The organism is Lentzea roselyniae (genome assembly GCF_039537795.1).
In the GTDB taxonomy this organism is placed as follows: Bacteria; Actinomycetota; Actinomycetes; order Mycobacteriales; family Pseudonocardiaceae; genus Lentzea; species Lentzea atacamensis.
Map to the genome: position 1 here is coordinate 1 of NZ_BAABBE010000022.1, position 12,122 is coordinate 12,122.

Below are 12,122 nucleotides of genomic sequence, written 5' to 3' on the forward strand. Positions count from 1 at the left end.
AGGGACTACGGTGAGCATGGGCGTGCCTTCCCGACCGACGCGCCAACGTCGGCCTTGCTTGAGGATCAGCAGATCATCGGGAAGGTACGCCCCTTCCCAACTCATCCACAGATTTCAAGCATTGCTCGTCACGCCCATCACGCCGGCCGTCGCGAACCCGAAGACCGGCACCGAGATGCCGATGAGGGCGTAGACGCGGCAGATCCGGTGCAGGAGCTCGGGATTGCCGTCGCCGGTGACGGCCTTCGGGAACATGCTCGCGGCCACCGTGACCGGGCCGATGGCGATGATGGCGGCCAGGACGTGCAGCGAGAGGAAGAGCTTGCTCACGCGACCCTCCACGCGGTGCCACGGCGTTCGTGGGCGAAGAGGGCTTCCACTTCGAGTGCTTTCTGGGCGCCGGCCTCGCGTTCGACCAGGTGCAGGCCCAGGTCGATGCCTGAGCTGACGCCCGCGGCGGTCACCAGGTCGCCGTCGTCGACGATCCGGGCGCGGATGGCGTTGACACCCAGTCGATCCAGCGCCTGGAGGCCGAGGTGGTTGGTGGTCGCGTTCCTGCCCTTGATCAGGCCGGTCATCGCCAGCAGCAGCGATCCGCCGCACACGGTCGCGATGGTGGCGCTCGTTGCTTTCAACACGGGGCCGATGGTGGTGGCGGCCTTGCTGAGCAGCGCGAACGTCTCGTCGTCCTGGAGGGCGGCGGCGCCGGGGACGACGACGAGGCCGGCGTCCGGGTCGAGCTGGCCGGTTGCCCTGAGCGACAACAGGTCCATGCCTGCCGGGACCTCGCGCGGCCCCTCGGTCGTCACCAGCTCGGTCCTGATTCCACCTGCGGTCAGCGTTTCGTACGGGCCGATCACGTCCAACGGGTCGAAGCCGTCGAACAACACCACTTGTGCTCTCACTTCGTCGCTCCTTTTTCGTTGATCACGACGGTAGGAGCGGACAGGCGATGGGAGAACTGGCTGGAATGCCATGTTCCAACGGATTCTCGCCAGCTACGGTGTGGACATGCACGAGGTGGCGGTGGTGGCGATGGACAGCGTCGTTCCGTTCGACTTCGCGACGCCGGTGGACGCGTTCAACTGGACCGGGCGGTACCGGGTCCGGATGTGCGGTCCGAAGAGGACGGTCGACGCGGGCTGTTTCGAGCTGAGAGTGCCGCACGGCTTGGAGTTGCTGTCCGAGGTGGACACGATCGTGCTGCCGGGTCACGATCCGGCACTGGTCGTTCCCCCGCGGTTGATCGAGGCACTGCGGCAGGCCGCGGCGAGGGGCACGCGGATCGCGTCGATCTGCACGGGGGCGTTCGTGTTCGCGGCGACCGGTCTGCTGGACGGGTTGCGGGCGACCACGCACTGGCTGGGAGCCGGGGAGCTGGCGGCGCGGTTTCCGGCCGTCGAGGTCGACCCGGACGTGCTTTACGTGGACAACGGGCAGTTCCTGACGTCCGCGGGCGCCGCGGCGGGGCTGGACCTGTGCCTGCACATGATCCGGCGCGACCACGGGTCCGCGGTGGCGGCCGATGCGGCGCGGTTCGCCGTGATGCCGCTGGAACGAGAAGGCGGGCAGGCGCAGTTCATCGTGACGCCGCCGGCCGCGCCGCAGGGTGCGGAGCTCGAACCGTTGTTGCTGTGGATGGAGGCAAACACCGCGCGCGACCTGACGCTGGAAGACCTGGCACGGCAGGCGGGGATGAGCACGCGGACGCTGAACCGGCGGTTCCGCGAGCAGACCGGCACGACGCCGTTGCAGTGGCTGCACCGGGCGCGGGTGCGTCAGGCGCAGCACCTGCTGGAGACGACCAGGGACTCGGTGGAGCTGATCGCGAGCCGGGTCGGGTTCGGGTCGGCCACGGCGTTCCGCGACAGGTTCAAGCGGATCGCCGGGACCTCGCCCAACGCCTACCGGGCCGCGTTCCAGGGTTGTCAGAACTAGGGCTGCGAGTGCTCGTGCAGCAACAGCAGCGTGTAGGCGGCGATCGACTGGGCGTCGGTGATCTCGCCCTTCGCGATCATCGTCTCGAAGCCGGCGCGCGGGAACCACGTCGAGCGCATGTCCTGCTCCTCGTGCTCCCGCTCGTGGAAGCCCTCCGCGAGATCGGTGGCGAGGAACACGCGCCCGCGCTGCGACGACATGCCCGGCGCCACGTCGAGCACTCCCAGCTCGATCATCCTGCCGGCGCGCAGCCCCGTCTCCTCGCGGAGCTCACGGGTGGCCAGCTCGAGCGGGTCGACGTCGGCGCGGTCGGGCGCGGTGCCCTGGGGGAACTCCCAGCGCCGCAGGCCGATGGGGTACCGGAACTGCTCGACGAGCCGCACGCGCTCGCCGTCGAGCGGGATGATCAGCGCGAAGTCCGGCTTGTCGACCACGCCGTAGATGCCTTTTGTGCCGTCCGCGCGCCGGATCTCGTCCTCGCGAACGGTCATCCACGGGTTTGCGTACACCTGACGGGTGCCGAGGCTTTCCACGCCACGGACCGTACCTAACGGCCGGTTTCTGGACGCACCCCGTAGCCTGTCGCGGTGCGTCTCGTCATCGCTCGCTGCAAGGTCGACTACGTAGGACGACTCACCGCCCATCTGCCGATGGCTCAGCGACTGCTGCTGATCAAGGCCGATGGCTCGGTGTCGATCCACTCCGACGACCGCGCCTACAAGCCGTTGAACTGGATGAGCCCGCCCTGCTGGCTCATCGAGGACCCGGACATCTGGACCGTGCAGAACAAGGCGGGGGAGAAGCTGATCATCACCCTCGAAGAGGTGATGCACGACTCCAAGCACGAGCTCGGTCCCGAACCCGGCCTGCAGAAGGACGGCGTCGAAGCGGACCTCCAGAAGCTGCTCGCCGAGCACGTCACGACCCTCGGCGAGGGCTGGACGCTGGTGCGCCGCGAGTTCCCGACCGCCATCGGCCCGGTCGACCTGATGTGCCGCGACTCCGCGGGCGGCTCGGTCGCCGTGGAGATCAAGCGGCGCGGGGAGATCGACGGGGTCGAGCAGCTGACCAGGTACCTGGAGCTGCTCAACCGCGACCCGCTGCTGGCGCCGGTGCAGGGTGTGTTCGCGGCGCAGCAGATCAAGCCGCAGGCGAGGACGCTGGCCGAGGACCGCGGGATCCGGTGCGTCGTGCTGGACTACGACGCGTTGCGCGGGATCGAGCCGGACGAGTTCCGCCTGTTCTGATCAGCCGGCCGCCGGTGCGCGCAGACTGTCGCGGTAGACGACCATGAGCGTGTGGTCGAAGGTGTCGAGCCGGTTGTGGTCCAGATCCCTCAGCCGGTAGACGGCGGACATCAGACCACCCGTCTCGACCATCGTCCCGATCTCGTCGCGAACGGACTGCGGCAAGGCTTCCCAGTCCGGTCGCGAGAGACAGGCCGACAGTGTCGCCACGGGTTTCGTCGCAGCCCATGAGCAGCCGGTCGGCACGACGGGCACGTCCAGCTCCGGTAGCCCGCCGGGTCGTCCGGCCGTCATCGACCATCGCGCCGACCTCGTCCCGCACGGCTTGCGGCAGCGCCTCCCAGTCCGGCCGGGTGCGGCAGGAATGGCAGATCTCGCCCCGGCCGTCGCCGCTGCCCATGATCACCCCGCGGCACAACGGGCACACCCAGCTCACCTGCTCGTGGTCGGTCACCGCGCCAGTGCCGAGGTGCCGCTCGACAGGCCGACCCGGTTTTCGGACTTCAGTGAGCGACCCACCACACATCGTGGTTTTGTGAGCGCGCACAGGGGGTAAGAACCGGCGCACCTGGAGTGACGTCCCCTCCTGGTCGTTGATGTTGGACTTGTCTGGGAGGTGGGCGGTGTCGGTGTTGGCCGAGGCGGACCTGCGGCTCGACGCGGGGCCGATCGACTACGCGTTGCTCGTCATCTACTTCGTGGTGGTGCTCGGCATCGGCGTGATGGCACGACGATCCGTCTCTTCCAGCCTCGACTTCCTGCTGTCCGGGCGGTCGCTCCCGGCCTGGGTCACCGGTCTCGCGTTCATCAGCGCGAACCTCGGTGCGCTTGAGCTGATGGGTATGACGGCCAACGGCGCGCAGTACGGCATGGCGACAGTGCACTACTACTGGATCGGCGCCATCCCGGCGATGGTGTTCCTCGGTCTGGTGATGATGCCGTTCTACTACGGCTCGAAAGTGCGCAGCGTTCCCGAGTTCATGCTGCGGCGCTTCGGCAAGCCCGCGCACCTCGTCAACGCCATCAGCTTCGCCGTCGCACAGGTCCTGATCGCGGGCATCAACCTGTTCGCGCTCGCGGTGATCATCGACGCGCTGCTCGGGTGGCCGCTGCCGGTGTCCATCGTGGTCGCGGCGATGGTCGTGCTCGCGTACACGGCGCTGGGTGGCCTGAGTGCCGCCATCTACAACGAGGTTCTGCAGTTCTTCGTCATCGTGGCCGCGCTGGCGCCGCTCACGATCGTCGGCCTGATCAAGGTCGGCGGCTGGCAGGGGCTCGTGCAGAAGGTGACCGACCAGGAGCAGCTGAGTGCGTGGCCCGCGACGGAGCTGACCGGCATCGAGAGCCCGGTCTGGAGCGTCGTCGGCCTGGTGTTCGGTCTCGGCTTCGTGCTGTCGTTCGGGTACTGGACGACGAACTTCGCCGAGGTGCAGCGCGCGATGAGCGCCAAGTCGATGTCTGCGGCCAAGCGCACGCCGATCATCGGTGCGTACCCGAAGGCGCTCATCCCGGCGGTCATCATCATCCCCGGCATCATCGCCGCGGTGATCGTGCCGGAGATGGCACAGCTCAAGGCGGGCGACACGAGCAGCGGTGTGGTCTACAACAACGTGCTGCCCTTGCTGATGCGGGATCTGCTGCCCAACGGCATCCTCGGCATCGCGATCACGGGTCTGCTGGCGAGCTTCATGGCCGGCGTGGCGGCGAACGTCAGCTCGTTCAACACGGTCTTCACCTACGACCTGTGGCAGGACTACGTCAAGAAGGACCGGCCGGACGAGTACTACCTGCGCGTCGGGCGGTTGGCCACGGTCGGCGCGTGCGTGCTCGCGATCGGCACGGCGTTCATCGCGGCGGCGCTCGGCGGGTCCAACATCATGGACTACATCCAGGCGCTGTTCTCGTTCTTCAACGCGCCGCTGTTCGCGACGTTCATCGTCGGCATGTTCTGGAAGCGCATGACGCCCACCGCCGGCTGGGTGGGCTTGCTCGCGGGCACGTTCACCGCGATGTTCATCTACGCGATCTCGGAGCCGTCGTTCGGTATCAAGTGGCTGGAGCTGCCCGGCCAGGGCGCGAGCTTCCTCGGCGCGGGTCTCGCGTTCCTGGTGGACGTCGTCGTGAGCGTCGCGGTCAGCTTGGTCACGCGACCCAAGCCGGACAGCGAGCTGGTCGGACTTGTCTACAGCCTGACGCCGAAGAAGGACCGCTCGCACGCCACCACCGGTGAGGACGCGGGCTGGTACCGCTCGCCCGCCCTGCTCGGCGGCGGCGTGCTGGCGCTGACGACCGTTCTCTACATCATCTTCGGCTGAGGGAGGCCGTCATGAGGTTGTTCGACCTGCGACTGATCATCGCTTTCCTCTTCGGCCTGTACGGCGTCGTACTGGTCGTCGTCGGTCTCGGTTTCACGACCGACGACGACCTGAAGAAGGCCGAAGGGGTCAACATCAACCTGTGGGCCGGCATCGCCATGGTGGTGCTGGCGGCGTTGTTCGCCGTGTGGGCGTTGCTGCGGCCTCAGTTCGCGAAGACTACGACTGCGGACGACCTGGGAAAACGGGGTTGAAGGCCTCGATCGTCCACGCGTCGAGCCAGTTGAATGCGCGGCGAATTCGGTTACGCACGTCTCTCCTCTTTCTCGGGGTCTTCACCAGGTACATCGCGTTGATCTTCTGAATCGTTCCCGTTGCGCTCCGTGACATGTGCCACGGAGCAACTCGGGGTACCGGCCACGAACGCGCGCAAAGGTCGCTACCGTGCACGTCGTGCTCCGTTTTCGTGCCACAGCCCTGGTCGCCGCCGCTGCTCTGCTGGTGGCCGGCTGCGCGACCGGTCCCGGTCTCACCAAGACCCACTCGCCGCGCCGCACCGTGCAGGCGGGGGCGGGCGCGAGCTCGACCGACCCGTCGGTCAAGCCGTCGGCGCAGGCGGGCAAACCGGTCGATCCGGCGTTCGCGGCGGAGCGGTTGCGGCTGGTCAACCCGTGCGCGTTGATCGAGAAGGACCTGCTGCAGACGGTCGGCACGCCGTCGAGGTACTCGAGCAGCAACTACACGCGCTGCTCGAACTACATGAAGGACAAGGCGGACAAGACCCTCAACTTCACGCTGGACATCGGCTACTCGCTGACGTCCACCGACGTGAAGAACGCGACCAAGCAGCTCGCCGGGCTCAAGAGCGGTGAGCAGAAGCTGAGCTCGTCGTGCTTCATCACCGCCGTGACTCAGGAGAACCCGGCACAGGCCGTGCGGATCCAGGTGACCACGGGCACCGGTGACCGGGCGGTGGCCGACCCGTGCGAGCCGGGGCGCAAGGTGCTCGAGGGTGCGATCCGCAAGCTCAAGGGCAACCCGCAGAAGTACACCCCGCCCAAGGGCTCGCCGGTCGAGGTCGACCCGTGCACGATCGTCGACAAGGCGACACTCGCGCCGGTGCTCGGTGCCTCGCCGCGGTCCCTGCCCTTCGGCCTGCACCAGTGCGGGTGGTCGGGCCAGAACGCTGAGATGCGCATCGAGTTCAAGACCGCGCGCATCCCGAAGGACGGCAAGTTCGACAGCAAGTCGGTAGAGGTCGATCTCGGCGGTGGGGTCAAGGGTTACCAGGCGTCGAAGGACGGTGCGTACCCGACGTGCGAGCTGATCGTGGTTCGCACGAAGGATTCCAGCGACGCGGGTGAGGTGGCCGAGTTCTCGGTCGGCGGCTCGAAGGAGAAGCAGCTGGACCGCTGCCAGGCGGCGCAGGCGTTCGCCAAGGCGGTGCTTCCGAGCCTTCCCAGTGCCTGACGGGCCGGGCGGGGGGCTGAAAGTTCTTCAAGTACGCGTTAGTGTCGAGGTTACTGGCGAGTACCCGGGAGGGGCCCAATGACGCAGACCGCTTCGGACAGCGCGCTGTCGGCCGATGGCGAGCAGCGGCGGTTCGCTTCACTGGACCCGCGCACGGGGGAGGTCGTCGCGCACCACCCGATCCACACGGCCGCCGAGGTCGAGGAAGCGGTGTCCTCGGCACGCGAGGCCTCCGCGTGGTGGGCGGGTCTCGGTTTCGAGGGGCGCAAGACCAAGCTCGACGCGTGGCGCAGAGTCCTGTCACGGCGCGCTGACGAGTTCGTCGCGCTGATCAGCGCGGAGACCGGCAAGCCCGCCGACGACTCCCGCGTCGAGATCACGCTGGTGATGGACCACCTGCACTGGGCCTCGCGGCAGGCGGGCCGGGTGCTGGGCAAGCGCCGGATCTCCTCGGGCATGCTGATGTTCAACCACAGCGCGACGGTCGAATACCGGCCGTTGGGCGTCATCGGCGTCATCGGGCCGTGGAATTACCCCGCGCACACGCCGATGGGGTCGATCTCCTACGCGCTCGCCGCCGGCAACGCCGTGGTGTTCAAGCCGTCGGAGTTCACGCCGGGTGTGGGCACGTTCCTCGCGTCGACGTTCAGCGAGGCGGTGCCGGAGTACCCGGTGTTCCAGGTCGTCACGGGCTTCGGTGAGACGGGCTCGGCGCTGTGCACCTCGGGCGTCGACAAGGTCGCGTTCACCGGCTCCACGCGGACCGGCAAGAAGGTCATGGAGGCGTGTGCGGCGACGCTCACGCCGGTGCTGGTCGAGTGCGGCGGCAAGGACGCGCTGATCGTCGACTCCGACGCCGACCTGGTGGCCGCGGCCGAGGCCGCGATGTGGGGCGCGGTGTCCAACGCGGGCCAGACGTGCGCCGGCGTCGAGCGCGTGTACGTGGCCGAGGACGTCGCCGACCAGTTCATCGAGATCGCGGTGAAGCGGGCGAAGAAGCTCAAGCCCGGCGGTGAGCCGAACGCCGACCTCGGGCCGATCACGATGCCGTCGCAGGTGGAGATCATCCGCGAGCACGTGCAGGACGCGCTGGACCGCGGTGGCAAGGCGCTGGTCGGTGGACCGGAGTCGATCAGGCCGCCGTACGTCGAGCCGGTCGTGCTGACGGACGTGCCGGAGGACTCGCTGGCGGTCACCGAGGAGACGTTCGGGCCGACCGTGGTGATCAACCGGGTGCCCAACGCGTTGGAGGGCGTGCGGCTCGCGAACCAGTCGAAGTACGGGCTCGGCGCCGCGGTGTTCTCGAAGTCGCGCGGCGAGGAACTGGCGCGGGAGCTGCGGGTCGGCATGGTGTCGATCAACGCGGTGCTGACCTACGCGGCGATCCCCGGCCTGCCGTTCGGCGGGGTCGGCGACTCCGGGTTCGGGCGGATCCACGGCGAGGACGGGCTGCGCGAGTTCGCCTACCCCAAGGCCGTGACGAAGCAGCGGTTCAAGGCGCTGCTCAACATGACGACGTTCGACCGGTCATCGCTGGCCGGCAAGCAGCTGCTGCGGCTCGCGCGGATGCTCTTCGGACGGTGAGGAGCACCCGCGCGGACCGGTTCTAGGCGCCGAGCTGCTTCTGCAGGTCGTCCAGGACCACGTTCGCGGCGAGCACGCCGAGGCCGAGGAAGTAGGTCTCGTCGAGCACCGGCTTCGCCTTGCCGGCCTTGACGGCGTTCAGGCCGCTCCACAGCGGGCCGCCGAGCACCGAGGCCTGCTCGGTCTTGGCCGGGTCGCCGTAGGTGGAGTAGATGATGAAGTCGCCGTCGGCCTTGCCGATCTGCTCCGCGCTGACCTCGGCGGCCAGGTCGTCGACCTGGGACGGCGTCGGCTGCGGGATCTTGGCGTCGATCAGGATGGTGCCGATGAACGACTTCTTGGCGTAGAGGCGGATCTTGCCGGGCATGAAGCGCAGCGCCGTGACCGTCGGGCGCACACCGAGCTTCTTCTCGATGGCGGCGCCGGTCGCGGTGGCCTTGTTCGTGTAGTCCTCGAGCATCTTCGCGGCGTCGGCCTGGCGGTCGAGCGCGGCGGCGTTGAGGAGGAAGTTCTCCTTCCACACGTAGCCGGGACGCACCGAGAAGACGGTCGGGGCGATCGCGCTCAGCTTCGGGTAGAGGGACTCCGCGCGCAGCTTCGAGCCCAGGATCAGGTCGGGGTTGAGCTTGGTGATCGCCTCCAGATTGAGGTTGTTGATCGTGCCGACGTTCTCCGGCTGGCCACCCTTGTCGCCGATGTAGGACGGCATGGTGGGGGAGCCGTCGGTGAACGCGATGCCGACCGGCTTGATGCCGAGTGCGGCAACGTTGTCGAGCTCGCCGGTGTCGAGCACGATCACCCGTTCGGGTTTCTTCTCGAGCTTCGTCTCGCCCATCGCGTGCTTGATCGTGCGGGGAAACTCGCCCGGTTTGGCTTGCGTGCCGAAACCGTTGCTCAGTTCGTAGGCCTTGCCGAAGTCCTCGCCGCCCTGGGCGACAGTGGGCTTGTCCGTGCTCTGGCCGCACGCGGCGAGCACCAGGGCGACTGCGGCGAGCAGAGCGGCTCTCTTCGACACGACGTTGTTCCTCCGCTACTTGCAGTGATGTTGACCTGCATTTCTTAGGGCAGGCTAACGGTACCGGTGCCTTTTGCCCGTTCCGAGTGTCAGACCCCCGGAGTAAGAAGGAACACGGTCACCGCCGATCGGAAGGGCTCTTCGATGAAGAAGATCATCAATGATCCGGAAACCGTGGTGCAGGACGCGCTGCGGGGAATGCAGGCTGCCCATTCCGATCTGCTGACCGTGCACCACGACCCGGCCGTGGTCGTGCGTGCGGACGCTCCGGTGCGGGGAAAGGTCGCGATCATCTCGGGTGGCGGGTCGGGCCACGAACCGCTGCACGGCGGGTTCGTCGGGCGCGGGATGCTCGACGCGGCCTGTCCCGGAGCGGTGTTCACGTCGCCGACGCCGGACCAGGTGCTCGACGCCGTCGCGCGGACCGATGGCGGTGCGGGCGCGCTGCTGATCGTGAAGAACTACACCGGTGACGTGCTGAACTTCGAGACCGCGGGCGAGATGGCGGAGTCCGAGGTGCGCAGCGTCGTGATCGACGACGACGTGGCGGTGAAGGACTCGCTGTACACGGCGGGCAGGCGCGGTGTCGGCGGCACCGTGCTGCTGGAGAAGATCGTGGGCGCGGCGGCGGACCGCGGCGCCGATCTGGCGGCGTGCGAGGCGCTGGCTTCGAGGGTGATCGGTTCGGTGCGCTCGATGGGGCTGGCGCTGTCCGCGTGCACGGTCCCGCACGTGGGTTCGCCGAGTTTCGAGCTGGCCGACGACGAGATGGAGATCGGCATCGGGATCCACGGCGAGCCGGGCCGCCAGCGGGTGCCGGCGGGCTCGGCCACCGAGATGGTGACGGCGCTGCTGGATCCGATCCTGGAAGACCTGCCGTTCGCGTCGGGTGACCGGGTGCTGCTGTTCACGAACTCGATGGGCGGAACTCCGTTGATCGAGCTGTACTTGGCGCACGGCATCGCGGAGCAGTTGCTGGCTGATCGGGGGATCACCGTGGAACGCAGGCTCGTCGGCCCGTACATCACCAGCCTGGAGATGCAGGGCATGAGTCTCACGCTGTTGAAGCTGGACGACGAGATGGTCGAGCTGTGGGACGCGCCGGTGCACACGCCCGCACTGCGGTGGGGAGTCTGAGGTGGGGTGCACGGCAGCCGACGTCGTGGCGGCACTCAGGGCGGCCGCCGAGGTGGTGCGGGAACACCGCGACGAGCTGGTGCGCCTGGACCAGGCGATCGGTGACGGCGACCACGGCGAGAACCTGAAGCGCGGCTTCACCGCGCTGCTGTCCCGGCTGGACGCCGAGGAGCCCGCTTCTCCCGGCAAGGTGCTGAAGCTGGTCGCCACCACGTTGATCTCGACGGTGGGCGGCGCGGCGGGCCCCTTGTACGGCACGGCTTTCCTGCGCGCGTCGGCCGCGGTGGGCGACGCCGCCGAACTCGACTGCGACGCCGTGGCGCGAGCGTTGCAGGGCGCGTTGGACGGCGTGGTGGCACGTGGCAAGGCGGTGGTGGGCGACAAGACGATGGTGGACGCCCTGACGCCCGCCGTGACCGCGGCGGCATCGGTGGACGGTTCGGTGGCCGCGGTCCTCTCGGCGGCGGCGGACGCGGCTGCCGAGGGCGCGGAGTCGACGGTGCCGATGGTGGCGCGCAAGGGCCGTGCCTCGTACCTGGGTGAGCGCAGTGCCGGCCACCTGGATCCGGGCGCCCGTTCGACAGCGTTGCTGCTGCGGGCTTTCGCGGACGCGGCGGCCAAGGCATGACGGCGGCATCCGACCCCGGCCGCGTGGGCCTGGTCATCGTCTCCCACAGCGACATGCTGGCCAACGGCGTCGCCGAACTGGCGGCGCAGATGGCCCCCGACGTGTCGGTGCTGCCCGTAGGCGGCACCGAGGAAGGCGGCCTCGGCACCGACTACGGCTCGGTGGTCGAAGCCCTGGCAGACGCCGACACGGGCAACGGCGTCGTCGTCCTCTACGACCTGGGCAGCGCCAAGATGACAGCCGAGATGGCCGTGGAATCGGCGGACGACCCGTCCCGCTACGCCGTGGTCGACGCACCACTCGTCGAAGGCGCGGTGGCCGCAGCCGTCGCCGCGCAAGGCGGCGCCTCTCTGCCCGACGTGGCAACCGCCGCCGAAGGCACGTCCGGCGAGACCCCGGCAGCCGCGCCGAGCAGGCCCGCACTGCACCTCGTGCCGGACGCGGTGTCCGCGGAAATCCTGCTGACCAACGAGGTGGGCCTGCACGCCCGCCCGGCAGCCCTGCTGGCCCGAACCGTCGCCGAGCTCGACGCCGACGTCGTAGTCCGCTACGGCGACGAGGAGGCGAACGCGGCGAGCGTGCTGGCGCTGATGGGCCTGAGCGCGCCCGGCGGCAAGTCGATCACCGTGGTGGCGACGGGGAAGGACGCGGGCGAGGCGGTCCGGCGCATCGAGGAACTCGCGGAGAGGGGGTTCGACGACTAGCCACGCTGCGGCTTCGCTCCCGCTCCGAGCTACGCCCAGGTGAGGCCCACGCCCCGGCCAACCACCCGCTCACACCCCGGTGGG

The 12,122-nt window shown here is 68.6% G+C and carries 13 protein-coding genes and 1 pseudogene; 9 read left to right on the forward strand and 5 right to left on the reverse strand.

Annotated elements, in window-relative coordinates; all coding sequences use genetic code 11:
* Window positions 1–129: 129 nt before the first annotated feature.
* Both ABFX45_RS31840 and ABFX45_RS31845 read right to left on the reverse strand, forming a co-directional pair.
* Window positions 130–330, reverse strand: a pseudogene (locus ABFX45_RS31840) (hypothetical protein); the annotation flags it as partial.
* Window positions 327–905, reverse strand: coding sequence for a DJ-1/PfpI family protein (locus tag ABFX45_RS31845; protein WP_346133965.1), 579 nt, complete (start codon window positions 903–905; stop codon window positions 327–329). The gene ABFX45_RS31845 and the pseudogene ABFX45_RS31840, both read right to left, overlap by 4 nt.
* A gap of 106 nt (window positions 906–1,011) precedes the next feature.
* Between ABFX45_RS31845 and ABFX45_RS31850 the strand changes: the two genes are divergently transcribed.
* Window positions 1,012–1,938, forward strand: a complete 927-nt coding sequence (locus ABFX45_RS31850; protein ID WP_346133967.1) for a GlxA family transcriptional regulator — start codon at window positions 1,012–1,014, stop codon at window positions 1,936–1,938.
* Here ABFX45_RS31850 and ABFX45_RS31855 read toward each other — a convergent pair.
* Window positions 1,935–2,471, reverse strand: a complete 537-nt coding sequence (locus ABFX45_RS31855; protein ID WP_109634595.1) for an NUDIX domain-containing protein — start codon at window positions 2,469–2,471, stop codon at window positions 1,935–1,937. The genes ABFX45_RS31850 and ABFX45_RS31855 overlap by 4 nt on opposite strands.
* Before the next feature lie 54 nt (window positions 2,472–2,525).
* Between ABFX45_RS31855 and nucS the strand changes: the two genes are divergently transcribed.
* Window positions 2,526–3,185 carry an endonuclease NucS gene (nucS, locus tag ABFX45_RS31860; RefSeq protein ID WP_346133970.1) on the forward strand — a complete coding sequence of 220 codons (660 nt, stop codon included), beginning with the start codon at window positions 2,526–2,528 and terminating at the stop codon, window positions 3,183–3,185.
* Here nucS and ABFX45_RS31865 read toward each other — a convergent pair whose 3' ends face one another.
* The gene (locus ABFX45_RS31865) at window positions 3,186–3,479 is read right to left on the reverse strand and encodes a hypothetical protein (RefSeq protein WP_346133972.1); all 294 of its coding nucleotides are present in this window, start codon (window positions 3,477–3,479) and stop codon (window positions 3,186–3,188) included. It lies immediately after the preceding gene.
* A gap of 329 nt (window positions 3,480–3,808) precedes the next feature.
* Between ABFX45_RS31865 and ABFX45_RS31870 the strand changes: the two genes are divergently transcribed.
* The 4 genes from ABFX45_RS31870 (at window position 3,809) to ABFX45_RS31885 (ending at window position 8,554) form a co-directional block, all read left to right on the forward strand.
* Window positions 3,809–5,500: a sodium:solute symporter family protein gene (locus ABFX45_RS31870; RefSeq protein ID WP_109634589.1), complete on the forward strand. Its 1,692-nt coding sequence runs from the start codon at window positions 3,809–3,811 to the stop codon at window positions 5,498–5,500.
* A gap of 11 nt (window positions 5,501–5,511) precedes the next feature.
* On the forward strand, window positions 5,512–5,754 hold the full coding sequence (locus ABFX45_RS31875) for a hypothetical protein (RefSeq protein WP_109634586.1): 243 nt from the start codon (window positions 5,512–5,514) through the stop codon (window positions 5,752–5,754).
* Window positions 5,755–5,953: 199 nt separating this feature from the next.
* Window positions 5,954–6,970 (forward strand): hypothetical protein, encoded by a 1,017-nt coding sequence (locus ABFX45_RS31880; RefSeq protein ID WP_146771993.1) that lies wholly within the window; start codon window positions 5,954–5,956, stop codon window positions 6,968–6,970.
* 78 nt (window positions 6,971–7,048) lie between these two features.
* A complete protein-coding gene (locus ABFX45_RS31885) occupies window positions 7,049–8,554 on the forward strand; it encodes an aldehyde dehydrogenase family protein (RefSeq protein ID WP_109634582.1) in 1,506 nt (501 codons plus the stop codon).
* A 22-nt stretch (window positions 8,555–8,576) separates the two neighbouring features.
* Here ABFX45_RS31885 and ABFX45_RS31890 read toward each other — a convergent pair whose 3' ends face one another.
* Window positions 8,577–9,569, reverse strand: coding sequence for an ABC transporter substrate-binding protein (locus ABFX45_RS31890; RefSeq protein WP_109634580.1), 993 nt, complete (start codon window positions 9,567–9,569; stop codon window positions 8,577–8,579).
* Between the two features lie 144 nt (window positions 9,570–9,713).
* Here ABFX45_RS31890 and dhaK point away from each other — a divergent pair, with 144 nt between their 5' ends.
* From dhaK to dhaM, 3 genes are read left to right on the forward strand one after another with little or no spacing between them, the layout of a single operon-like run.
* Window positions 9,714–10,706, forward strand: coding sequence for a dihydroxyacetone kinase subunit DhaK (gene dhaK / locus ABFX45_RS31895; protein WP_109634577.1), 993 nt, complete (start codon window positions 9,714–9,716; stop codon window positions 10,704–10,706).
* 1 nt (window position 10,707) lies between these two features.
* Window positions 10,708–11,334, forward strand: coding sequence for a dihydroxyacetone kinase subunit DhaL (gene dhaL, locus ABFX45_RS31900; RefSeq protein ID WP_109634575.1), 627 nt, complete (start codon window positions 10,708–10,710; stop codon window positions 11,332–11,334).
* Window positions 11,331–12,038, forward strand: coding sequence for a dihydroxyacetone kinase phosphoryl donor subunit DhaM (dhaM, locus tag ABFX45_RS31905; RefSeq protein WP_346133977.1), 708 nt, complete (start codon window positions 11,331–11,333; stop codon window positions 12,036–12,038). Before dhaL ends, dhaM begins: the two co-directional genes overlap by 4 nt.
* Window positions 12,039–12,122: the final 84 nt, after the last annotated feature.